We start from the raw sequence: 18933 nt of genomic DNA, 5'->3' as shown, positions 1-18933 counted from the left end.
TACTCTCCTTTTCGGGTTATCCCCAAAGATCCGCTTGCGGGGGATGCAGGCCTTTTTCATCATAAATCAAAGCATTTTGTCGGTCTTCTGCCAAAAACAAAGACCCGTCAAGATCAATCATATCCGCATCTTGGGTCAACAAAGTCGCAGGGGCAATTGCCAATGAGCTCGAAACCATGCAGCCGATCATGATGCCAAACCCCTGTTTTTGCGCCGCCGCGCGCAAGGCCAAGGCTTCTTGCAGCCCCCCGGTTTTATCCAGTTTGATATTCACTATGTCATATTTGCCTTTCAACCCCGCAAGGCTGCGCCGATCATGGCAGGTCTCATCCGCACAAAGGGCAATCGGGCGCGGCAAATCGCGCAAAGCATCATCCTCGCCTGCGGGCAAAGGCTGTTCGATCAATCGCACCCTGGCAGCCTGTAACTCCGGCAGCAAAGCCAGATAGCCGTCTGCGCTCCAGCCTTCATTGGCATCAATGATAATATCAGATTGCGGCGCGGCCTTGCGCACAGCCTGAAGGCGGGGCAGATCCGTTTCAGCGCCCAGTTTAATTTTCAACACCGGATGATGGGCATTTTTTAGCGCCTGTTGATGCATAGCCTCTGGCGTATCAAGCGAAATGGTCATCGCCGAAATCACCGGTTGTGGCGCCGCTATGCCTAGCAAATCCCAAACCCGGCAGCCCCGCTGCTTGGCCTGTAGATCCCAAAGCGCGCATTCCACCGCATTGCGCGCGGCACCGGGGGGCAAGGCCTGCGATAAGCCTTCAAGCGCGATATCGTTGGGCAATGCTCGGATCTGTGCCAGAACCGAGGCCGGCGTTTCGCCATATCGTGCATAAGGCAGGCCTTCGCCGCGCCCGGTTACGCCATTCTTCTCAACATTTACCGTGATTACCTGCGCGCTGTCTCGTTGCCCACGGGCAATTCGAAACACCTGCGACAAAGGAAACCGGTCTTGCTGCGCTTTAATGACCTGCATTGATGCGCCCCCTATCGCGCGCTCAAAGGTTAAAAAATTTCACCCGCTTTTGCCAGCCATGATGCAGTTCTGAACCCGTATTTAAGCCCTGTAAGCGAAAAAACGGAATCGCTTTCCAGCGCGATCATTCCCATTATGCTGCTTCTGCAAAATAAGCTTGCAATATCAATGGCAACAAAATAACCAACACGGCGTATAAATTGAAATATCATTGCTTTTCCCGAGGTTGATATCATGTCATTTCGTTTGCAACCGACCCCCGTGGCCCGCCCCAATCGATGCCAGCTTTTTGGCCCGGGCTCGCGCCCGACGCTGTTTCCAAAAATGGCCAGCAGCGCGGCAGATGTGATCAACCTTGATCTGGAAGATTCGGTTGCGCCCTCGGATAAAGACAGCGCCCGCGCAAATATCATACAAGCTCTTGCTAACGTGGATTGGGGACAGAAAACTCTATCAGTGCGGATCAACGGCCTTGATACACCCTATTGGTATCGCGATGTGGTGGATCTATTGGAACAAGCCGGGCCGCGGCTTGATCAGATTATGATCCCAAAGGTGGGGAATGGCGCTGATATTTATGCCGTTGATGCTTTGGTCAGCGCGATTGAAACGGCGCAGGGCCGTGAAAAGCCAATCGGCTTTGAAGTGATTATCGAAAGCGCTGCGGGAATTTCAAATGTAAAAGAAATTGCCGCTGCCAGCCCGCGTTTGCGCGCCATGTCGCTTGGCGCCGCAGATTTTGCAGCCTCGATGGGGATGGCCACAACTGGCATCGGGGGCACGCAGGAAAATTATTACATGCAGCATGAGAATCAACGCTATTGGTCAGACCCTTGGCATTGGGCCCAATCCGCAATCGTGGCGGCCTGCCGCATGCATGGGATTTTACCCGTCGACGGGCCGTTTGGAGATTTTTCCGATGATGCCGGGTTCATCGCGCAAGCCAAACGCTCTGCCACTTTGGGAATGGTTGGAAAATGGGCGATCCATCCCAACCAAATTGGCTTGGCCAATCAGGTATTTACCCCATCCGAAGACGACGTCAGGGAAGCCCGTGCCATATTGGACGCCATGCAAACGGCCAAGGCCAATGGCGAAGGGGCAGCCGTTTATAAAGGCCGTTTGGTCGATATCGCATCGATCAAGCAAGCCGAGGTCATCGTCCACCAAGCCGAAATGATCGCCGCGTTTTAAAGCCATTATGGCCTGCATATGCCCGCTTCGGCGCGGCCCCTTTGAGCGCATGCAAATGCTTGAAACTTAGCGCAGGAGAATGCTAAAGCTCAAGCCAGCGGGTCTGGGCTGTCTGATTGATTGCTCTTGATTCGCGACATGTTTGCGCGGCTTTAGGAGAGCTGAATGACCCATTACCTCGAATTTGAAAAACCTTTGGCAGAAATTGAAGGCAAAGCTGAAGAATTGCGCGCTTTAGCGCGCCAAAATGAGGAAATGGATATAGAAGACGAAGCCCAAGCGCTTGATGCAAAGGCCGAAGCCTTACTGAAAGATCTATATAAAAGCCTGACACCCTGGCGCAAATGTCAAGTGGCCCGCCATCCGGAGCGGCCCCATTGCAAAGATTACATCAAGGCCTTGTTCAGCGAGTTTACGCCCTTGGCTGGCGATCGGAATTTTGCCGATGATCATGCCGTGATGGGGGGCTTGGCGCGGTTTGAAGACATGCCCGTGGTGGTGATCGGTCATGAAAAAGGCAATGATACGAAAAGCAGAATCGCGCGTAATTTCGGTATGGCCCGCCCAGAGGGATATCGCAAAGCCATCCGGCTGATGGAGATGGCCGATAAGTTTAATCTACCGGTGATCACCTTGATCGACACCCCGGGGGCCTATCCTGGGAAAGGCGCCGAAGAGCGCGGACAATCTGAAGCCATCGCCCGCTCAACGGAAAAATGTTTGCAGATCGGCGTGCCCGTGATTTCTGTGGTGATCGGAGAAGGCGGGTCGGGCGGCGCGGTGGCATTTGCCACAGCCAATGCTTTGGCGATGCTAGAGCATTCAATTTATTCTGTGATCAGCCCGGAAGGCTGCGCCTCAATCCTTTGGAAGGATTCGGAAAAAATGCGAGAGGCGGCGGAAGCCCTGCGTCTAACGGCGCAAGATCTCACCAAGCTGGGCGTGAATGATCACGTCATCGCTGAGCCAATGGGCGGGGCGCATCGTGATCCCGATGCCGCACTTGCCAATGTTAAAACCACGATCGCCAAAATTCTGAAAGATTTAGCCGGCAAAGATCGAAACGCTTTGATCAAACATCGGCGCGAAAAATTTTTAGCATTGGGATCCTCGCGCCTGAACGCTTAAGCCTTGAGCATCCTTAGGCCTTTGGTTACATCCGAGCGAACTGCAATACGCAAACTGGGCTCATCACCCGATTTTAACGCTTCCAAAATAACGCGGTGAAAATGGGGCGGCTCTTTGCGACGCAGGCGCCCGTACAGTGCGCGCATCGTGGGCCCCAATTGCAGCCAGACCGTTTCTGCCATCGCCAACATAGCCGGGGCCTGCGCGCGCAAATAAAGCGTGCGGTGAAATTCTAGATTGGTGCGAATATATGCCACCGCATCTTCTTGGATTACGGCCGCGGCAACGAATCCGTTGATTGCCTCCAAACGGTCAATCAACGCCAAATGCGCCCGCGGCAACGCCCGGCTCGCCAGCTCAACCTCGATCAAGGCGCGCAGCGCTGCAAGCTCTTCAATCCGCTCATTGCTCAATTCAGGCGTTGAAATACGGCCCGATGCCGAAATCGATAAGGCCCCTTCAGCCGCCAAGCGGCGAATGGCCTCGCGCGAGGGCGTCATTGACACACCAAACTCTTGCCCCACTCCACGCAGCGTCAACGGCGTGCCCGGGCTAATCTGACCGTGCATGATGCGGCTGCGAAGCCCGCGATAAACGTGCTCATGCGCGGAGGCGCCCGCATCAGTTTTTTGAAAAGCTTTCCTCATAGGTCTGTGTGATCACAAATAATCCAAAGGTCAATCAACAAATTGGAAGCGATGCAAACTGGCGCCCTGCGCCTTTAGCCAAGCGCGCGGCGCGTCATACTCACCATATAAATCACCAACCTGATTCCAAAACTGCGCCGAATGATCCATAAATTTCAAATGCGCCACCTCATGCGCCGCCACATAAGACAATACTTCAAAGGGCGCCAAAACCAATCGCCAGGAATACATAAGCGCTTTATCTTGGGTGCACGATCCCCAGCGCGACCTCGTATCGCGCAAACTTAACCGCGCATATTCTATGCCGAGACGCGCCGCAAACTTATCCGATTCTCCCACAAGATGATCGCGCGCCAAAGCTTTTAAATAGCCCTGCAACCGCGCGGCAGGCTTGGGCTTGTCAAAGGGTACGTGCACAACGCCATCACCATGAGTAACGCGATGGCTGGCGCCGCTAGCGATCTGATGCGCAACACCCAGAATGGGCAGGCTTTTGCCCAGCGCAATCGCGCTTGGCGCGGGCAGTTTATCTAAATTCTGGCGCAGCCAGACTTCTCTTTCCGCGATAAAGGCTTGTAATTGGCGTTCTGGTACTTTTGGCGGTGCGGTTAATGTAATCCGCCCATCTAACGAGGAGACCCGAAGGCTCAGCCGCTTAGAGCGCGCCGATCGTTTCACTTGGATAACAATATCGGACCGGCCAGACAGTATTATCGCACGCATATTTGACCCGTTTTTAACGAAAGATAACCTTTGTACCGCTTTTCGGGCTTAAAGCCTTTGACACGATGGCTTGGTTATGGCAGTTGCCCCAGATATTTCGCAAGATAAAAGTTTAGAAAGAAGAGCACATGCCAAAAGAAGAATGGGGTGTAAAACGTGTTTGCCCCACGACAGGCAAACGGTTTTATGACCTGAACAAATCGCCCATCGTCAGCCCCTACACGAATGAAGTTGTAGAGCTGGATCAAAATAAAAATCGCATGATCGCAGCGGATGCCGCAGATATGTCGACGCTGCGCGATAAAGAAGCAGATGTTGACTCAGAAGATATAGTTCTGGATGAAGATGAAGATGATGTAGAAGTTGATCTGGCGGATGACATCCTAGAAGATGACGAAGAAGATACGGTTCCTTTGGAGGACATCGCAGATATTTCATCGGACGACGATAATTAACAAAAAGAATATAGCAAGGGGCGGAATTTAGCCTTGATAACGCCCCCTGCTTTGCCTAGACAGCAGATAAACGTGTTTTAAACGGGGCCTTAGCTCAGCTGGGAGAGCGCTACAATGGCATTGTAGAGGTCAGGGGTTCGATCCCCCTAGGCTCCACCAAAACACCTGCTTTCAAAAAATTAAAGTTGCTTGCTAAGCGAGTAAATTCTTTGGGTTTGATTGGTTGATAGACCACAGCCAAACCATGTTCGTCCTGCCCATTATTCTGATGCAGGCGGCCCATTGAACCATCCGCGCCTGCGAGGGACGCGGCAGCTCATCACACTCAATTTTCTTCAACGCTAAAAAAAAGCAGCTTGCGCTTGATAAAGAACGCAGCCCGCATGATCGCGTCAATTTCAACACATCGGATTATCAGAGGGCGCGGTTCAAACCGCAGTTGCAACCAAGGCTTCTGACGCAGCCCAAACGCTAGAATAGATCATATAAAGCAAATCCACTTTATCACAGAGCGCTCTTGAAAGCGGCGGCGCCCTTTCCCCGCGCGCACGAGGATAGGCCCATCAAAAAGGTATTTCATCATCCTCAAAAGATCCGCTGCCAGATTGCGCTGGAGGATAACCATCTTGATTGTCAGAGCGTCCCAGGCCATCAGCACCCAAACCATCTTTGGATACTTTCCAGGCTTTCACGTCAGTGTACCAACGACCATTATATTCCCGGCTTTCAAGATCGATAGAAACTTCTACTTGGTCACCCATATTAATATTGAACTGATCAATTTTATCACCCCACGCCATAAAGCAAATCTTTTTGGGATAATTGGCGTCAGTTTCCAAAACATATTCTTGTTTGCGCCATTCACCATTGGCTGATTGCCCCGATTTTAAGGGCAATAATTCAACAATCTTTCCTTTAATTTCCAACGTCACACCTTTTGTAAAAACTTCAAGTTCCAGATTTTCGCAAACTTAATTTGATTGCCTAGGATACACAACGCCAGAGCGATAAATGATCCAAAATCTTAGCGCCGGCGTATTCTTTTTAAAATGTAACAAGGTCGTGTCTGAAAACGCGCGCTTTGGCAAAAGGTAAGGCTTCAAAAAGACGGAGATAAATATGAATTGCAATTGTGGTCGCTCACCAACTGGAAAATGTGTTGGTTGGCACAAGCTGGATGAAGATTAGTATCTTGAAAAGAAAGCTGCCTGGCAGGCGAAACAGGCCGCAAAGAAAGACGCGGCTTGAACCGACCACTCGCATCATCAACCCTATTGGACATAGCATGAACGAATATAGCAGCATAAAAAGCACAGAGGTTGTTCTAAAGCCTTGTTTCAAGAAAAATAAGAATACTGACATAAGTCAAGCGATGCATTGCAGGCGTTTATCCGGCTATTTTGACGAGACAAATGGACTGATGCGCTCGGGAAGATATCTAGCGCAATTTTTACGATTGGACTTGGCTCATGAGAGAGCCGGTTAAATGATTACAATCGACGCTTTTCGTGGATTTTCAGGACCAGATAAAACGCCTTGCGATTGCGGAATGTGCGCAGCGATTACAATTGATTGGAGCGCGCTGACAAGCACCGAAAAAATGGTGAAAGCCATCCTTTTAAAGGCCCAAATAACGGCTGAGTTAGAGGCCACCGCGCCGACCAAAACAGGAGATTTATGATGTTGAATTACACGCTATTGAATGAACGAAACGGCGATGCTTTTGATATGGCCTTTAAAAATGAACAAATACTTCAGCAATATCTTGAAGCGAATGAAAATATAAAAATCGTTGGCAGCAGCAAAGCCTATCTTCCAACCCGCCATATCAGAATGAAAAGCGAGCAGCAGATAGCCGAATGAGCTAGTCGCTCCAGACGCGTTGCAGATCAGCCTCAAGATTTTCCCAAAAGCCGCTACAACTGAGCGCAACGCATTGCTTAAACCATTTTTGAGAGAACTCTAAAGCGAGGTTTCGCTTTTCCTCAAAACCGCTCACCACCCTAGATTCATAGGCATCCGTGATTATTTCCAAAGCGGCCGGACTTCCCAGTTCTACGCGATCATAATAGCTGAAAGGTCTGGCGCTGTTTCTTTTTTCTATAACAAATTTTGCAAAGGCTTCTGTGTTGTTACACGTCTCCAAAGCCAATTCTAACGCATGCGCGCCCGCAAAAGCTTTGCTTGGCACGCATACAGGCAGCGACAGAGCGAGCGCCATCAAAAACCAGATGATTGGAGTAGGCATATTTTCTTAGCGATCTTCCATCTTTTCTAACATCGCCATCAGACGCTCTGCGATACCGCTATCCTCAAAACTTTCTGAAATGCATTGATCTGTTCCAAGAAATGGCAGCTTCTCTGATGTCCAGATTTCGGCTTTTGGCGACAGGTCTTTTGCTGTGTTAAAAAGCCCTAATGGAATGCCAACCATGCCTTCCATCACTTCAGGCGCAGGATGGGTTTTACAACGAACATGACAATTTTTACAAAAATGCGCCGTATTTAAATAACCACTGCCACCTTCAAACTGATAGGTAACCGTTTCACCTGATTGCGTGATCTCCGTAACCGCATATAAGCAGCCTAACTGATAGCTGCCCGATAATTTCCGGCAATTCATACAATTGCATTGAATAATCAACATCGGGTCTAAGTCGCTTTGAAATTGAAACTGACCACAAAGACAAGAACCTTGATGTTTCAAACTTTTTCTCCCTTGATGTTATACAACAATAGCCCAAAGCAGACCTATGTGAAATCAGAATTAACAATGGCCCCGGTTCAGCATATATAAAAGTAACACCAAGCACCCGTCACAGCGCCCCGCATCCCACCACGGGCCAAAACCCCGCCCGATCACCAGCGTGTAATTATAATGAGCGAAACCGCGTTGTTTATTTCTATGCAGGGCGGCATCCACAAAGAACATCTCATTTGCGCAATCCCTTCTGCTATCGCCACACAAAGCCCACCTGCGCCATTGAGAAGATCAAGGCTAAAGTCAGCAATGGGGAAGAAACAATAGCAACTCTAGCGCGCAAAACTGTTGAAACTTGAAATTAAAAGTTTCAAAAAACGCCGCTAAGAATATAGCTTGGTCAATCTAAACAGAGTATCTTGAGCGATGCCTCAAAGCAGAAACACGAAGAACATATGCGTGCGCAAAACACGTTCAGCGAGTTAGGCGGTCAAAACGCTCTCTGCCCATCACAGAATACAGGGCGCGAGATAGGTAAAATTACGTCCACCCATATTCATCGAAAATCAATGCCCAGCCATCTACTGCCAGCCATAGCGTGCAAGCGGTTTCACACTTTTAGACGATCTGGCGGGCGAAAAGATCACCACCCGTCATCCAGCCAAAAATACCTTTCGTCGGCATAAACCCAGGGCCCCGGCGTCGCGCAAAGCATTTCATTCACCTCCGCAATTGCAAAAGCTTGGATGGCCAGAAAATGAACTGCACGAAGACGATCTACATGTCTTGCGGTTTAAAATTATCCGCCTGTTCAGCATGGTTCAGGCGTCTGATTTCACGCGTTATAATATCTATCGAAGCGAGCAGGAATTGCGCATAAAGCTCGCCCTGCAGGGACTTTAAATATGAAGAGGAACCAATAGCTCGGGTTCGATCACCCGCGCATTTGAAACCGCCTTAATCAAATTATCCGCAGATTGTTCAAGAAATGGGAATGGTTTTTAGCGCAATGAAAATTTTAATTGTGATTTGAAGAAATTGGTTGATGTGAGGCAATTCTAAAAATTGCAGCTGTTGCATTTGAAATAGGTAAGTGGTTTGTAACATGGGATGAATATTTCGGGCTTTGACCTTACACATATTCTGGCCTTTGTTTTTGATTTAGACGGCACGCTGGTTCAGTCTGAACAAGTCTGGTCAAAAGCAAAACACACTGCAGCTCAAAAGAATGGACTAAAACTAACTGAGGCTGACCTTGACCCATTTGTGGGACGAAGTTTGTATGCTTTTGTCAGTCATTTTTTTATGAATTTTTCCGATGAACAAAAAAATCACCTAATCAATGAAATTCAAACAAATGCACTATCTTCTCTTGATTTAGAACTCAAACCAATCAAGGGCGCATCTGAGTTGATCAAAGAGATTTTTGAAAATGGCTTCAGATTAGCATTATGCTCATCAGCCTCAAGACAGGCTATTTTTCTTGCACTTCGCAAGCTTGAGGCACAAGAATATTTTGAAATTATCGTTTCAGGTGATGACGTACAGAATAGCAAACCGCACCCAGAGCCGTATGCGAGAGCTTTAGAGCAACTTCAAATTCGTGCAGATCAAGCCTTAGCAGTTGAAGACAGTCAATCTGGGTTCCAATCTGCAATCGCCGCAAAAATTCCAACAATTGTTGTTCATCAAAATAATCCCTATATTTTTAAAGAAGCGTCCTAATCGTTCAGAAAACTTAGTCAGATTAAATTATCTATTTGAAAATGATAATTTACTGATTTGCTTCATGCTTTTTGTGTAACTATCTTAGCTTGAATTCATTTTGATTTTTTAATTGCTGTTTTTGAATGAAAAAGTTGAGAGTGTTTCAGTTTCGGCAGTTTGCCAGGGCAGTTAAAAAACTGCATACAATCTGGAAGTGTGATTTTGACAAGGCCTGCAGGTTCTAATTCAGGATCACGCATTGGTGATCGTAAATCTAGAGATAGATGTGACGTTGGTGTGTACAAATTTAAAATGGTTAATCAGTTTAATCTTTTGGCTAACAGCTATGAAGATTAAATTTTGACACTGACACCGCTAGCTCTGGAGTCCCATGAGAATTTCTACCGAGATCTCTAGCAATCACTGTGAATTTTAGGGTGATATGTGTTTTCAGCCCTCCACTTGCATACATTGGTTTAAATAGACAGGAGCAGCCTAGGCAATTATTGGAGAGCTTACAATGAAGACTTTAAATTATAGGCTAATCGGAACCCATAAGCCCCTGATTAGCTGCGGCTTTCTATTTTACCGCGAATGCAACCAACGGCGGCCCGCGCTTGCCTTTGCTTCGCTCGCCCGCTACACCCCGGCGGATGCGCAAGTACCTCGACATCCCCCTCACGATCGCCGTGACGCTCACCCTGACCGTCGCGATGCTCTGGCCCATGGACCAGCCGCCGCCTGCGCCGGAGGGAAGCGACAAGCTGGTGCACTTCATAGCCTTCGCGGCGCTCGCCTTCCCGCTGGCGCGCACGGGCCGCATTGGCCTGCTCCCCGTCTTCATCGGCGCGTCTGCCTTCGGGGGCGCCATTGAATTCATCCAGCCGAGCTTCAACCGAAGCGCGGACGTCAATGACTGGGTCGCCGACGTCGTGGGTGTCGTGTTGGGGATTGGCTGTGGCTTGCTTTATCGGCGCATTCGCAAACGCTAAGCTTATTCTCCTTTCAGTTGTAATTTGAGTTCGTTTCGGGAATTTTGATTTTTGTCTTGGTGAAAGGTACACCAAGCCCTCAAGGCCTTCACGCGCTGCGCCCGCGCCTCGGCTGCGCTTGGTCCCTCCTAGTCGTCTCCTTTGTTATTCAAAATGACATTAAACCAGCGCGAGACGATGGCGTCACCGGGTGGCGCGTTTAGGCCGTGTTTGCGGGCATTCTGAGACGATGCCGCCTACCCGCTTTAGTGACGGGCCCGGTGGCGCCACGCAAACCCCTATTAAGCCTGCGAGACTGGAACGACATCGATTGGCCTCGCCTTCTGAACTTCTCGGTACTCTGCGGACAGCTGGCGGGCGGGTTTCTCCAAGTTGGGGAGGGTGTCCGAGTGGCGCCGATAGTTGAAATTATCAAAGTATTGCTGGCTGAGGATGAGCCGGGGATCGACACCAATCGAAATAGCCTCAGCTGTCGCTTTCCCGCTGGTTGGAGGATCTGCAGATTTAAGATAAATTACCAATTTATCAACACAGTAATTGGACTTGCTGTACCACTGAATCCACATATCGTATTGATTGTGCGAGTTCCAGGCGTTCGCGAAAACTTAGTAGCGGCGGTCGACCCTTTTGTTGTTCTATTGCTTCATCTGAAACTATACCAACAACCAGTCGTCCATCAGGTCCAGCAATAGCTTTTGAATTTTTAAGCATGAGTAAGTGACCTGTGTGAAGCAAGTCCATAACATAATAGGAATAAACGATTTTCATACAATCCTCCAATTGTGAGTAAGCCCCACTCAAATCGCCCACGAGCTTTTCGAAGGGGGGCGGATTTTGCCAAGGGTCTTGTTCGAGTATTGCCAATAGCGCTTGCGCCTTGGCTTTGAGGCCAGAGGACGCGAGTTTTTTCGCATCTTTCTGGGCCTGCTTTGTGTAGTGAAGCGTCCAAGTCACCACTCTAACTCAGTTGATGTCTCGTCGAGGTTTTACCTTGTCATAATCAGCTTGTGAGATGCTGGTGCTGGTGGCTTGAGGCATGCCACTGACAGAGTCCTGCGGCTTTGGTAAGTTGCTTGACTTTGGAATGGGAGGTGGCGCTGGTTTCGATGGCCCTATTCCCTTGCCCGACTTTGCAGGCTTTTTCTTCTTCACCTCGCCTGCCTTCAGCCTGCTATCGAGTTTGTTCGCCAAAAAGCTTGCCGTATTCGCAAAGGTCTTAAGATCATCGACTGCTTGCTCAATTGTGTTGGATCCTGCAGATTTTTCGATCATGTCAATAAGACGACGCATTTCTTCACGATCATCCATAAGCAGCTCCTTGGTTTACATAATGGGGTGATCCAAAATCACCACCCAGAACTGAGAAGTACTTCCCTAGAAAAAGCCGTAGCGCAGATTTTTGGGCTGCAGGACCCAATTCGAGCGGTGTCATTGCCCCATCCTTTCGGGCTGCATCCATTTATCACGCGCCTTTTGGTCGAGGGCGCCCTCACTTAATTTTTGATGTTTTCTGAGCAAGCGTGCGAGCGTTTGATGCTGGCGTTCGCCTGTGTGCTCCAAGCGCTCTGCGTAATACCTCAACTTGCTCGCAAAGGTTGAAAGTGCATCGGCACTGGGATCAATGTTTTGAATGCGCAAAGTACGCAGGTAACATTCGCTCTTTCCAAGCCAAGCGCGGCAAAACTCCGTGGAATGCTGCACAAGTCCTGCAGATATAAGCTCGCGGCGCGCTGTTTCTAAAATATGTCGTGACATCTAAAATTCCTCAACTGTTCGGTAGGAAGACCTGCCTCACAGTTATTTATCACTAAAGCATCTGTTTTTATGAGGATTACACCAAAAAGGTGTGCTTGGTTCTACTTATTGATGTGCAGGCAAACACTGCATGTTAACATGGCATTTATTTACAAATGACCAAACAGTACTGTTTGAACAAAATGGGCAAACAGTACTGTTGCAAACACAGTGTTTGATTAGCGAAGCTGTGGATAAAATACAATCTATGATTGTTTTTATGGTTTTAACGGCCCGCAGATTTTGGAAACTCACCCTTGCCCACATTCTCAATATACTGCCGTGCTGTGCGCAGATATCGACTGGTCTGATTTGCAATGCTTATGCGCGCACGGTGATTGTGTGTTTTGACCTGCATCGCCTGTTTGGTGCGTTGTTCACCGAATTTGGTTTCGGGCATGAGATTAGGCTTGAGGCCCGCTTTTATGCCCAAGTCATATTTTGACATGTCTGGATAACACAGGTGCAGATCCCAGAGCGTCAGCGTTTTGTGCAGTGTGTGCGAGGAGACGTTTTTATAGATTGGGTAAGCACATTCGAGCTTCCCACCTTCATTCAGCCAAACACAGACTATGAAGAAGATTATGCGGTTGCTCTTGTGCGCTGTCATGATGATGGCACAGGTACAATCGTCTATGGCTGCAACGAAGCAGGCGTGATTGATGCGGTCCTTATATATTCTGGCAAAGACCTCGATCAGCGTGCCCAGGACAGCAAAGCGCAAGTGGACGCAGGTGATCTTGCAGAAAGACGTGCACGCGATGTACGCGAATTTACCTCCAAAATGATCACTCTCGATTCAATGCCGAATGCAACTGTCAACGGCGGCGCATTACGTACAAATGGGGCTGCAACCCCGCATTACGGCTATTCGCTTCATTGCCACCACTAACCACAAGTCGCAGATACTTGGCGCCATTCTCAGTAGGTTCCGCGTGGTCGATCTTAATCCGCCAACACATCAAGACTGGGTGCCCCGCGCAAAAGCAATTCTAGAAGCGGAAGGCATGTCGCCAACCACACAGGACGTCGCACTTAAGCTATTGATATCATTTGAGGATAATCAACGCCACAAATGGACCTCACAATAAAATCTCACGATTTGTATTTAAAGCTAACAGAACATGAGATTTCAGCCGAATTGGCCTTACAAAATAAAGTGTTTCTTTGAGCAGAAACCGGTCGCCCAACCCAAACCTCAGACTTTATAATTAATATAACTAGATAATGAGATTTGAGGGTTTTACACCATGAGACACGCACAATCACTGAATGAAGCCCAGTTTCGCAAGGTCCTGCACTACTGTCGCACAAGACGTCACGCCAATCGTGACACGGCAACTTTCATGGTAAGCTTTTTTGCAGGACTTCGTGCTAAAGAAATAGCTGCATTAAAACTGGGTGACGTATTTGACGCTGAAGGTCGCGTACGTGAACAGTTTACACTTGAGAGTAACCAAACCAAAGGTGGGCAGCGGCGCAGCGTGTTCATCAATACGCACGCTGTCCCGCCCTTTATTCACCAGCACAGGGATCTGAGATTTATTCATGTATCCCCGTGCCACAGCTTCATCAAAGATCCGATTGAGTGCAGAGTTATGAGTATTCAATGTAGAGGCTCTGGCTCTCGACCTATCTTCTCTTCACGCCAGCGCGCAAACTTTTGCAGCATCTCTTAATCAATGCTGGTGACAAAAAGATCTCCAAAGAAGGAAACCAAATACTTATCAATCACAATGATGTAATCACGAAAGCTTTTCTTGCCTACACCATTCTCAAGTTGCTCTTTCATGGTTGCTCTACACAGTGCAGCCACATCTGCAAACCGCTTAGAGATAACAGGCAAGCCGTTCTTTTGGCGAAAGCGATAGTCTAGGTAAATATCGTGCGCTGCGTCTTTAGCATCCTGCAAGATGCGTTTTTTGGTGCTCACACGGACTTGTCGTCCGTCCATCGTAAAAACAACTTGCCAGACTGAGCTGTGTTTACGTTTAAAAAGACGAACCTCACCATCCATAAGCGTGGGCGTATTTGGGTTCAGTTTAGGCAATACAATCACCGTGTTTAACACTGTGATTCTGCACTCATAAATCTCAGAAAGCGAGAAAAAACTGTGCTAGGGGTGTGCTAAGCGTAAAACGCGTCAACCAAAAGATTAAGTCATTGATTTTAATGGTTTTTTGGTAGCGGAGAGGGACTTGAACCCCCGACACGCGGATTATGATAGTATTAATTATTAAAGAATTATTTAATTACAATGACTTATGCAGAAAACTTAGTGGTGTGCTAAAAAGTGCGCTAAACTACGACACTTGGACTAGACGATCTCCGTGTTCAACACCGTAATCATGCCCCTGCTAAACTCAGAACGCAAATAAATATGCTGTTTTCCAGCAAATTTTTGCGCTCCATTCCGATTGGAATTTCAACCTCAAGAATTTCAACTCTCTTTATTGGTGTGCACCCAAACACTGCATGTTAACATGGCATTTATTTACAAATGACCAAACAGTACTGTTGCAGCCTTGACCACATCAGCCGTCGCAGAATGCTTTTCTGGCAAAAGCGGATTGGGGATGCCATTGGGGAACGTTGCATCGGGCGTGTGATGCACTCGGATAAATTCTAAAGGGGCACCAAGCTCCGTCAATCGATCTGCGATTGCATCAAAAGTTGGACCCGCCGCCCCGTTGCCAGAGTTCACAACAATTTTCAGAGGCCGCAAGGATTTGACATCAACGAAATTGAGGAGACGATCCACGTACGCCTTGCGCGCCTCATCTGAACGATTCAGCTCTTTGCCGATTTCAGCACAACTCGACCACTCTTGAGAACCTGCCAGAGCCTTGATCACTTGAAAATCACCCGCGTCATCCAATGGGCGCGAGCGCGATTTGACTATTTTCATGCCGTTATAGTTGATCGGGTTGTGCGAGGCAGTGACTTCTAAGCTTGAAAGTACTGCGTTTAGAAAGTGACCTTTGAGAGTTGAACAGATTTTGAACCGAGGCGTGGATTGAAGCGAACTTTTGTATACTGTGCATGCGCCTAAATCTAAGCATTGCCCTTTCTCGTCGTCGAAAGGGTACCCGTGAGGCGCTCTGCGTGGCAGTGCGATCCAAAATGAATGCGAACGACGTTTTGGAGACACTGCACCCGCTGCTGATTAAACATGGTAAGCCAGAGTTTATTCGCTCTGACAACGGACCCGAGTTTATTGCCACGCATCTACAGGACTGGCTGAAGAATGTTGGGATCAAACCAATGCAAATCTATCCGGGCAGCCCTTGGGAAAATGGGTATAACGAGCGCTTTAACGGCACCTTGCGAAAAGAAGTCCTCAACGCTGAATGGTTCCACACCACACGGCAAGCCCAGGTCGCTATCAATGTTTGGCTCAGGCAATACAACCAGATCAGACCTCATCACGCATTAAACATGCGCCCACCCGTCCCTGAAACCCTATTAGAGAAACCAAAAATCAATGGACGAATTTAGGGGGCTAGACAAGGGCAAAGCCTATCCCGGTGAACATGATGCCATAATCGACGCGGACCTCTGGGATCGGGTCCATGCCATCCTGCAAGAAAGCCCCCGTAAGCGGGCCAACAACAGCCGCGCGCAGACGCCCGCGCTACTGAAAGGTCTGATATTCGCCGAAAATGGCGCCGCCATGACGCCAACCAGCACGAAGAAGGGCGCGAAGCTCTACCGCTACTATGTATCCATGGACGTGATCCGAAACCGCGAGACAGGCGACGAGACCGTGCTGATGCGGCTCGCCGCCGGAATGGTCGAGGACGCGGTCGTGACCGAAGTGCGCCGCATCCTGCAAACGCCGGAGGTGGTCACGCAGGTCTTGGCAGCTCTGAAACGCGATTGCGGCGGGACATCTGAAACAGACGCCATCGCGGCCCTTCACGAGTTCACGGCCCTCTGGTCGCAACTCTTCCCCGCCGAACAGGCCCGCATCATCCAGCTTCTGGTGCGGCGCGTGACGGTCACCGCCGCTGGGCTCGATGTCGATATTCGGCGCGAGGGGATTGCGGGTGTCATCCGCGAGATGGTAGTGCCCCGCAGGCTGGAGGCGGCGGAATGACCAAAGCCAACGATACGATCCGCGTGCTGATCCCGCTCAACGTGCGCAAGAAGAACGGGCGGCCGAAAATCCTGCCGCCCGCCGACTACCGTGCCAGCGAAGATCAGAGCCAAGACCCGCACATCCTGCGCGCCATCGGCCGGGCGTGGGGGTGGCGGCGGCGGGTGGAAGCGGGCGACTTCGCTACGATCCAGGAACTGGCCGAGGCCGTGGGGCTGGCCGAGCGCCATGTCAGCCGCCAGTTACGGCTGGCTTATCTTGCGCCAGAGGTGCTGAAGCGGCTGACCTGCGGGCGGGAGGCTTCATCGGTCAGCTTGTATGATCTGTGCTTTCTGGCGGGTGAAAGCTGGACGGAGCAAGTGGAGCGCGTGTTCGATTGACGGCTGGCTTTTGGCCTCAAACGAGGCAGGCACCGTTCCTGTTTCAGGTAGAGCGGACGTTCGTGCATTTTGGAGCAAATGCCTGGTGAGAGCCCAAACTGCACGTTCCTGCGGTAATAACTATCGACCGCTTTGCGCCTTAAGCCATTCCATGACGTCATCTGCGTTTCGGTCAGGGGGAAAGACTGGGTAGAATGTCTTGATTATCTCTCCGTCTCGAAGGATCAGCGCCATCCGCTTGAGTAGCGTCATACCCTCAACCTCGAAGGTCGGAAGCTCAAGAGCGTTTGCGAACGTAAGATCAGCGTCCGACAAGAGCGGAAAAGGCAGGTGCATCCGTTCTGCAGCTTCCACTTGATATTCTGTCGTCTGGGTCGAGAGACCAAAGAGATGATCTACCCCAAGAGCCTTCAAATCAGCGTAATGATCGCGGAAAGCACAAGACTGTGGTGTGCAGCCCCTTGCACCGGGAATGCCGTCCCAACCGTCCGGCAAAGGCACGTCAGGTCGACCTGTCATGGGGTAGATGTACAGGACGACTTGCCCCTGCAGGCTCGCGAGATCAACCTGAGATCCGTTGGTCGCCGGAAGCGGCAAATGCTTCAATGCAATACCAGTAAGGTGCGCCGCCGCGCCGTCGTCCTCTGGTCTCGGAAGCTGTGACCAATCGACTTCGTTCAGGTTTACCATATTATGCCATCCTCTCCGTTTCTTTGGTTCATTTAGTTCATCCAATTCTAGAAAGCCAACATTCACGTTTTCAGCATGAACGTAGGCTTCGTTCCGCATCTCGGTCCTTACAGCAAGCTGCAGCGAATGACTGGTCCAGGATCCATCGACCACTGTCGCGTGAGCAGTGTAGCCCGACTTGGTTGTGGCCCAACCTACCAAGGCCTTCTCATCACCTCGCACAACCACGCCGCCTTCGGGTGTCTCTGTTCGCACCGATAGCAGACGAACCCGCTTCAACTGCAGCGCAAAGCAATTTTCGTGAGGTGCTGAACGTCTTTAGCCGCGCTTGGTGGTGGCGGCGACGCATGGAACCTGGCGAACTTAGCAATATCCAGGAATTGGCTGAGGCAGTCGGGCTGGCCGAACGACATGTCAGCCGCCAGTTGCGGCTGGCATATCTCGCACCGGAGATACTGAAACGGCTGACCTGCGGGCGCGAGGCATCGGCGGTCAGCCTGTATGATCTGTGTTTTTTGGCCGGGGAGACTTGGGGGGAGCAGGAACAGAGCGTCTTCGATTGACCACTGACGTCTCGCCTTCAACGAAGCATGCCCCGGGCCTGTTTTTTGGTGGAGCGGACGTTCGTGCCTTCTGCAGCTAATGCCGGGTGAGAGCCCACCTTTCGGTTTTCTGTACCGCAGCTAAAGTCTGCTTTCAGGAAAGCAAAAGATCTTCCGCAGAAATCACGCCTCTCCCGGCAGAAATTCAGCGTCCTCGAGAGTTCACTCGCCCGACTCTTGAGAGCTGCCATTCGCTCAAAGTGCAGCATTCCGGATTCGTGGACTGCTCCATAGCCAGGCTTGCGGCCATTGCTCATGCGAAGATTGCGCTTACTATGTAGTCGGTATCCATGAGAACTGACCTGAAAAGGAATGGTCTATGCCTGCCATACCTACTTTGGAAACAGAGCGACTGATCTTGCGGATGCAAACGACTGAAGATTGGCCGGAATACTGTTCACTGATGATGTCTGAACGCTCGAAATTTATGGGCGGCCCTTTTTTGCGCGACGCCGCTTGGGGTTTGTTCTGTCACGATGTCGCGCAATGGACGCTTATGGGGCATGGTGCACTCATGATAGAAGATCGACGGTCAGGGCAGTGTTTGGGGCAGGTCGGCATCAATTACGGACCCCTTTTCCCTGAGCATGAACTTGGGTGGCTATTGTATCAACATGCGGAAGGCAAAGGATATGCCCACGAAGCAGCGCTTGCCTTGAGGCATTGGGCATTTCATGAACGAAACCTTGAAACATTGGTCAGCTATGTCGATCCACCCAATCTTCGTTCACGCACGCTCGCCGAAAGGCTAGGCGCAGAGTTGGACGAGAATGCAGCGCGCCAAGACCCGACGGATTTAGTTTACCGTCACCCAAAACGATAGGCCGCACTGAACT

At 50.0% G+C, this 18933-nt stretch carries 26 protein-coding genes, 1 tRNA gene and 2 pseudogenes; 15 read left to right on the top strand and 14 right to left on the bottom strand.

Features of this window, described 5'->3' with window-relative positions; translation table 11 throughout:
- Window positions 1-16: 16 nt before the first annotated feature.
- Window positions 17-985, bottom strand: coding sequence for a dipeptide epimerase (locus GN241_02455; GenBank protein XAT56316.1), 969 nt, complete (start codon window positions 983-985; stop codon window positions 17-19).
- A 234-nt stretch (window positions 986-1219) separates the two neighbouring features.
- Between GN241_02455 and GN241_02450 the strand changes: the two genes are divergently transcribed.
- Window positions 1220-2179 carry a CoA ester lyase gene (locus tag GN241_02450; protein XAT56315.1) on the top strand — a complete coding sequence of 320 codons (960 nt, stop codon included), beginning with the start codon at window positions 1220-1222 and terminating at the stop codon, window positions 2177-2179.
- A 165-nt stretch (window positions 2180-2344) separates the two neighbouring features.
- Window positions 2345-3307 carry an acetyl-CoA carboxylase carboxyltransferase subunit alpha gene (locus GN241_02445; protein ID XAT56314.1) on the top strand — a complete coding sequence of 321 codons (963 nt, stop codon included), beginning with the start codon at window positions 2345-2347 and terminating at the stop codon, window positions 3305-3307.
- Here GN241_02445 and GN241_02440 read toward each other — a convergent pair.
- Both GN241_02440 and GN241_02435 read right to left on the bottom strand, forming a co-directional pair.
- Entirely contained in the window at window positions 3304-3954 is a 651-nt protein-coding gene (locus GN241_02440; GenBank protein ID XAT56313.1) for an FCD domain-containing protein, read from the bottom strand. The two genes, GN241_02445 and GN241_02440, sit on opposite strands and share 4 nt — an antisense overlap.
- A 30-nt stretch (window positions 3955-3984) precedes the next feature.
- Complete coding sequence (locus GN241_02435) at window positions 3985-4677, bottom strand: DUF45 domain-containing protein (protein XAT56312.1); 693 nt, start codon at window positions 4675-4677, stop codon at window positions 3985-3987.
- 128 nt (window positions 4678-4805) lie between these two features.
- Here GN241_02435 and GN241_02430 point away from each other — a divergent pair, with 128 nt between their 5' ends.
- Both GN241_02430 and GN241_02425 read left to right on the top strand, forming a co-directional pair.
- Window positions 4806-5132: a TIGR02300 family protein gene (locus GN241_02430; GenBank protein XAT56311.1), complete on the top strand. Its 327-nt coding sequence runs from the start codon at window positions 4806-4808 to the stop codon at window positions 5130-5132.
- An 83-nt stretch (window positions 5133-5215) separates the two neighbouring features.
- Window positions 5216-5291, top strand: a tRNA-Ala gene (locus tag GN241_02425).
- 404 nt (window positions 5292-5695) lie between these two features.
- Here GN241_02425 and GN241_02420 read toward each other — a convergent pair.
- Complete coding sequence (locus tag GN241_02420) at window positions 5696-6058, bottom strand: DUF3127 domain-containing protein (protein XAT56310.1); 363 nt, start codon at window positions 6056-6058, stop codon at window positions 5696-5698.
- 560 nt (window positions 6059-6618) lie between these two features.
- On the opposite strand from GN241_02420, the gene GN241_02415 reads away from it, so the two are divergent.
- Both GN241_02415 and GN241_02410 read left to right on the top strand, forming a co-directional pair.
- Window positions 6619-6813, top strand: a complete 195-nt coding sequence (locus GN241_02415) for a hypothetical protein (GenBank protein ID XAT56309.1) — start codon at window positions 6619-6621, stop codon at window positions 6811-6813.
- A complete protein-coding gene (locus tag GN241_02410) occupies window positions 6813-6995 on the top strand; it encodes a hypothetical protein (protein XAT56308.1) in 183 nt (60 codons plus the stop codon). Before GN241_02415 ends, GN241_02410 begins: the two co-directional genes overlap by 1 nt.
- A 1-nt stretch (window position 6996) precedes the next feature.
- Here the strand turns inward: GN241_02410 and GN241_02405 are convergent, their stop codons facing one another.
- Window positions 6997-7380 carry a hypothetical protein gene (locus tag GN241_02405; GenBank protein XAT56307.1) on the bottom strand — a complete coding sequence of 128 codons (384 nt, stop codon included), beginning with the start codon at window positions 7378-7380 and terminating at the stop codon, window positions 6997-6999.
- Between the two features lie 6 nt (window positions 7381-7386).
- Entirely contained in the window at window positions 7387-7779 is a 393-nt protein-coding gene (locus tag GN241_02400) for a hypothetical protein (GenBank protein XAT56306.1), read from the bottom strand.
- Window positions 7780-8943: 1164 nt separating this feature from the next.
- Here GN241_02400 and GN241_02395 point away from each other — a divergent pair.
- Window positions 8944-9558 (top strand): HAD-IA family hydrolase, encoded by a 615-nt coding sequence (locus GN241_02395; GenBank protein ID XAT56305.1) that lies wholly within the window; start codon window positions 8944-8946, stop codon window positions 9556-9558.
- 95 nt (window positions 9559-9653) lie between these two features.
- Here GN241_02395 and GN241_02390 read toward each other — a convergent pair whose 3' ends face one another.
- The gene (locus GN241_02390; protein ID XAT56304.1) at window positions 9654-9800 is read right to left on the bottom strand and encodes a hypothetical protein; all 147 of its coding nucleotides are present in this window, start codon (window positions 9798-9800) and stop codon (window positions 9654-9656) included.
- A gap of 393 nt (window positions 9801-10193) precedes the next feature.
- Between GN241_02390 and GN241_02385 the strand changes: the two genes are divergently transcribed.
- Window positions 10194-10532 carry a VanZ family protein gene (locus GN241_02385; GenBank protein XAT56303.1) on the top strand — a complete coding sequence of 113 codons (339 nt, stop codon included), beginning with the start codon at window positions 10194-10196 and terminating at the stop codon, window positions 10530-10532.
- 525 nt (window positions 10533-11057) lie between these two features.
- Here GN241_02385 and GN241_02380 read toward each other — a convergent pair.
- The 4 genes from GN241_02380 to GN241_02365 form a co-directional block, all read right to left on the bottom strand.
- Window positions 11058-11486 carry an adenylyltransferase/cytidyltransferase family protein gene (locus GN241_02380; GenBank protein ID XAT56302.1) on the bottom strand — a complete coding sequence of 143 codons (429 nt, stop codon included), beginning with the start codon at window positions 11484-11486 and terminating at the stop codon, window positions 11058-11060.
- A 9-nt stretch (window positions 11487-11495) separates the two neighbouring features.
- Window positions 11496-11840, bottom strand: a complete 345-nt coding sequence (locus GN241_02375; protein XAT56301.1) for a hypothetical protein — start codon at window positions 11838-11840, stop codon at window positions 11496-11498.
- Window positions 11841-11960: 120 nt separating this feature from the next.
- Window positions 11961-12287 carry a hypothetical protein gene (locus GN241_02370; protein XAT56300.1) on the bottom strand — a complete coding sequence of 109 codons (327 nt, stop codon included), beginning with the start codon at window positions 12285-12287 and terminating at the stop codon, window positions 11961-11963.
- A 265-nt stretch (window positions 12288-12552) separates the two neighbouring features.
- A complete protein-coding gene (locus tag GN241_02365; protein ID XAT56299.1) occupies window positions 12553-12726 on the bottom strand; it encodes a hypothetical protein in 174 nt (57 codons plus the stop codon).
- Window positions 12727-12852: 126 nt separating this feature from the next.
- On the opposite strand from GN241_02365, the pseudogene GN241_02360 reads away from it, so the two are divergent.
- Window positions 12853-13149 (top strand): annotated as a pseudogene (locus GN241_02360) (hypothetical protein).
- Between the two features lie 427 nt (window positions 13150-13576).
- Complete coding sequence (locus GN241_02355; GenBank protein XAT56298.1) at window positions 13577-14005, top strand: tyrosine-type recombinase/integrase; 429 nt, start codon at window positions 13577-13579, stop codon at window positions 14003-14005.
- Here the strand turns inward: GN241_02355 and GN241_02350 are convergent.
- Together GN241_02350 and GN241_02345 are read right to left on the bottom strand one after the other, a co-directional pair.
- A complete protein-coding gene (locus tag GN241_02350) occupies window positions 14002-14397 on the bottom strand; it encodes a hypothetical protein (GenBank protein XAT56297.1) in 396 nt (131 codons plus the stop codon). The two genes, GN241_02355 and GN241_02350, sit on opposite strands and share 4 nt — an antisense overlap.
- Window positions 14398-14820: 423 nt before the next feature.
- Window positions 14821-15282: pseudogene (locus tag GN241_02345) on the bottom strand (phosphomannomutase).
- Between the two features lie 86 nt (window positions 15283-15368).
- Here GN241_02345 and GN241_02340 point away from each other — a divergent pair.
- The 3 genes from GN241_02340 to GN241_02330 are packed head-to-tail and all read left to right on the top strand — an operon-like array spanning window position 15369 to window position 16805.
- Window positions 15369-15824, top strand: a complete 456-nt coding sequence (locus GN241_02340) for a transposase (GenBank protein ID XAT56296.1) — start codon at window positions 15369-15371, stop codon at window positions 15822-15824.
- Window positions 15811-16425: a hypothetical protein gene (locus GN241_02335; protein XAT56295.1), complete on the top strand. Its 615-nt coding sequence runs from the start codon at window positions 15811-15813 to the stop codon at window positions 16423-16425. Before GN241_02340 ends, GN241_02335 begins: the two co-directional genes overlap by 14 nt.
- Window positions 16422-16805 carry a hypothetical protein gene (locus GN241_02330; protein ID XAT56294.1) on the top strand — a complete coding sequence of 128 codons (384 nt, stop codon included), beginning with the start codon at window positions 16422-16424 and terminating at the stop codon, window positions 16803-16805. The genes GN241_02335 and GN241_02330 overlap by 4 nt, the downstream gene beginning before the upstream one ends.
- A 120-nt stretch (window positions 16806-16925) precedes the next feature.
- On the opposite strand, the gene GN241_02325 is transcribed toward GN241_02330, so the two are convergent.
- Window positions 16926-17495 (bottom strand): redoxin family protein, encoded by a 570-nt coding sequence (locus GN241_02325; GenBank protein XAT59151.1) that lies wholly within the window; start codon window positions 17493-17495, stop codon window positions 16926-16928.
- 239 nt (window positions 17496-17734) lie between these two features.
- On the opposite strand from GN241_02325, the gene GN241_02320 reads away from it, so the two are divergent.
- Together GN241_02320 and GN241_02315 are read left to right on the top strand one after the other, a co-directional pair.
- Window positions 17735-18058 carry a hypothetical protein gene (locus GN241_02320; protein XAT56293.1) on the top strand — a complete coding sequence of 108 codons (324 nt, stop codon included), beginning with the start codon at window positions 17735-17737 and terminating at the stop codon, window positions 18056-18058.
- A 358-nt stretch (window positions 18059-18416) separates the two neighbouring features.
- Window positions 18417-18920, top strand: coding sequence for a GNAT family N-acetyltransferase (locus tag GN241_02315; protein ID XAT56292.1), 504 nt, complete (start codon window positions 18417-18419; stop codon window positions 18918-18920).
- The last annotated feature ends 13 nt before the right edge of the window (window positions 18921-18933 follow it).

This window comes from Rhodobacteraceae bacterium IMCC1335, from assembly GCA_039640495.1.
Taxonomy (GTDB): Bacteria; Pseudomonadota; Alphaproteobacteria; order Rhodobacterales; family Rhodobacteraceae; genus Thalassovivens.
Note: the sequence above shows the minus strand (reverse complement) of the source record. Positions and strands in the feature narration are given on the sequence as shown.

What these genes read in the sequence shown, in the direction of transcription:
- GN241_02410 (XAT56308.1), top strand. Translation starts at nt 6,813, where the DNA reads ATGTTGAATTACACGCTATTGAATGAACGAAACGGCGATGCTTTTGAT.
- GN241_02415 (XAT56309.1), top strand. Translation starts at nt 6,619, where the DNA reads ATGATTACAATCGACGCTTTTCGTGGATTTTCAGGACCAGATAAAACG.
- GN241_02365 (XAT56299.1), bottom strand. Translation starts at nt 12,726, where the DNA reads ATGCCCGAAACCAAATTCGGTGAACAACGCACCAAACAGGCGATGCAG.
- GN241_02375 (XAT56301.1), bottom strand. Translation starts at nt 11,840, where the DNA reads ATGGATGATCGTGAAGAAATGCGTCGTCTTATTGACATGATCGAAAAA.
- GN241_02430 (XAT56311.1), top strand. Translation starts at nt 4,806, where the DNA reads ATGCCAAAAGAAGAATGGGGTGTAAAACGTGTTTGCCCCACGACAGGC.
- GN241_02390 (XAT56304.1), bottom strand. Translation starts at nt 9,800, where the DNA reads ATGCGTGATCCTGAATTAGAACCTGCAGGCCTTGTCAAAATCACACTT.
- GN241_02325 (XAT59151.1), bottom strand. Translation starts at nt 17,495, where the DNA reads ATGGTAAACCTGAACGAAGTCGATTGGTCACAGCTTCCGAGACCAGAG.
- GN241_02400 (XAT56306.1), bottom strand. Translation starts at nt 7,779, where the DNA reads ATGTTGATTATTCAATGCAATTGTATGAATTGCCGGAAATTATCGGGC.
- GN241_02340 (XAT56296.1), top strand. Translation starts at nt 15,369, where the DNA reads ATGCGCCTAAATCTAAGCATTGCCCTTTCTCGTCGTCGAAAGGGTACC.
- GN241_02385 (XAT56303.1), top strand. Translation starts at nt 10,194, where the DNA reads ATGCGCAAGTACCTCGACATCCCCCTCACGATCGCCGTGACGCTCACC.
- GN241_02370 (XAT56300.1), bottom strand. Translation starts at nt 12,287, where the DNA reads ATGTCACGACATATTTTAGAAACAGCGCGCCGCGAGCTTATATCTGCA.
- GN241_02435 (XAT56312.1), bottom strand. Translation starts at nt 4,677, where the DNA reads ATGCGTGCGATAATACTGTCTGGCCGGTCCGATATTGTTATCCAAGTG.
- GN241_02335 (XAT56295.1), top strand. Translation starts at nt 15,811, where the DNA reads ATGGACGAATTTAGGGGGCTAGACAAGGGCAAAGCCTATCCCGGTGAA.
- GN241_02315 (XAT56292.1), top strand. Translation starts at nt 18,417, where the DNA reads ATGCCTGCCATACCTACTTTGGAAACAGAGCGACTGATCTTGCGGATG.
- GN241_02450 (XAT56315.1), top strand. Translation starts at nt 1,220, where the DNA reads ATGTCATTTCGTTTGCAACCGACCCCCGTGGCCCGCCCCAATCGATGC.
- GN241_02445 (XAT56314.1), top strand. Translation starts at nt 2,345, where the DNA reads ATGACCCATTACCTCGAATTTGAAAAACCTTTGGCAGAAATTGAAGGC.
- GN241_02455 (XAT56316.1), bottom strand. Translation starts at nt 985, where the DNA reads ATGCAGGTCATTAAAGCGCAGCAAGACCGGTTTCCTTTGTCGCAGGTG.
- GN241_02395 (XAT56305.1), top strand. Translation starts at nt 8,944, where the DNA reads ATGAATATTTCGGGCTTTGACCTTACACATATTCTGGCCTTTGTTTTT.
- GN241_02405 (XAT56307.1), bottom strand. Translation starts at nt 7,380, where the DNA reads ATGCCTACTCCAATCATCTGGTTTTTGATGGCGCTCGCTCTGTCGCTG.
- GN241_02355 (XAT56298.1), top strand. Translation starts at nt 13,577, where the DNA reads ATGAGACACGCACAATCACTGAATGAAGCCCAGTTTCGCAAGGTCCTG.
- GN241_02330 (XAT56294.1), top strand. Translation starts at nt 16,422, where the DNA reads ATGACCAAAGCCAACGATACGATCCGCGTGCTGATCCCGCTCAACGTG.
- GN241_02440 (XAT56313.1), bottom strand. Translation starts at nt 3,954, where the DNA reads ATGAGGAAAGCTTTTCAAAAAACTGATGCGGGCGCCTCCGCGCATGAG.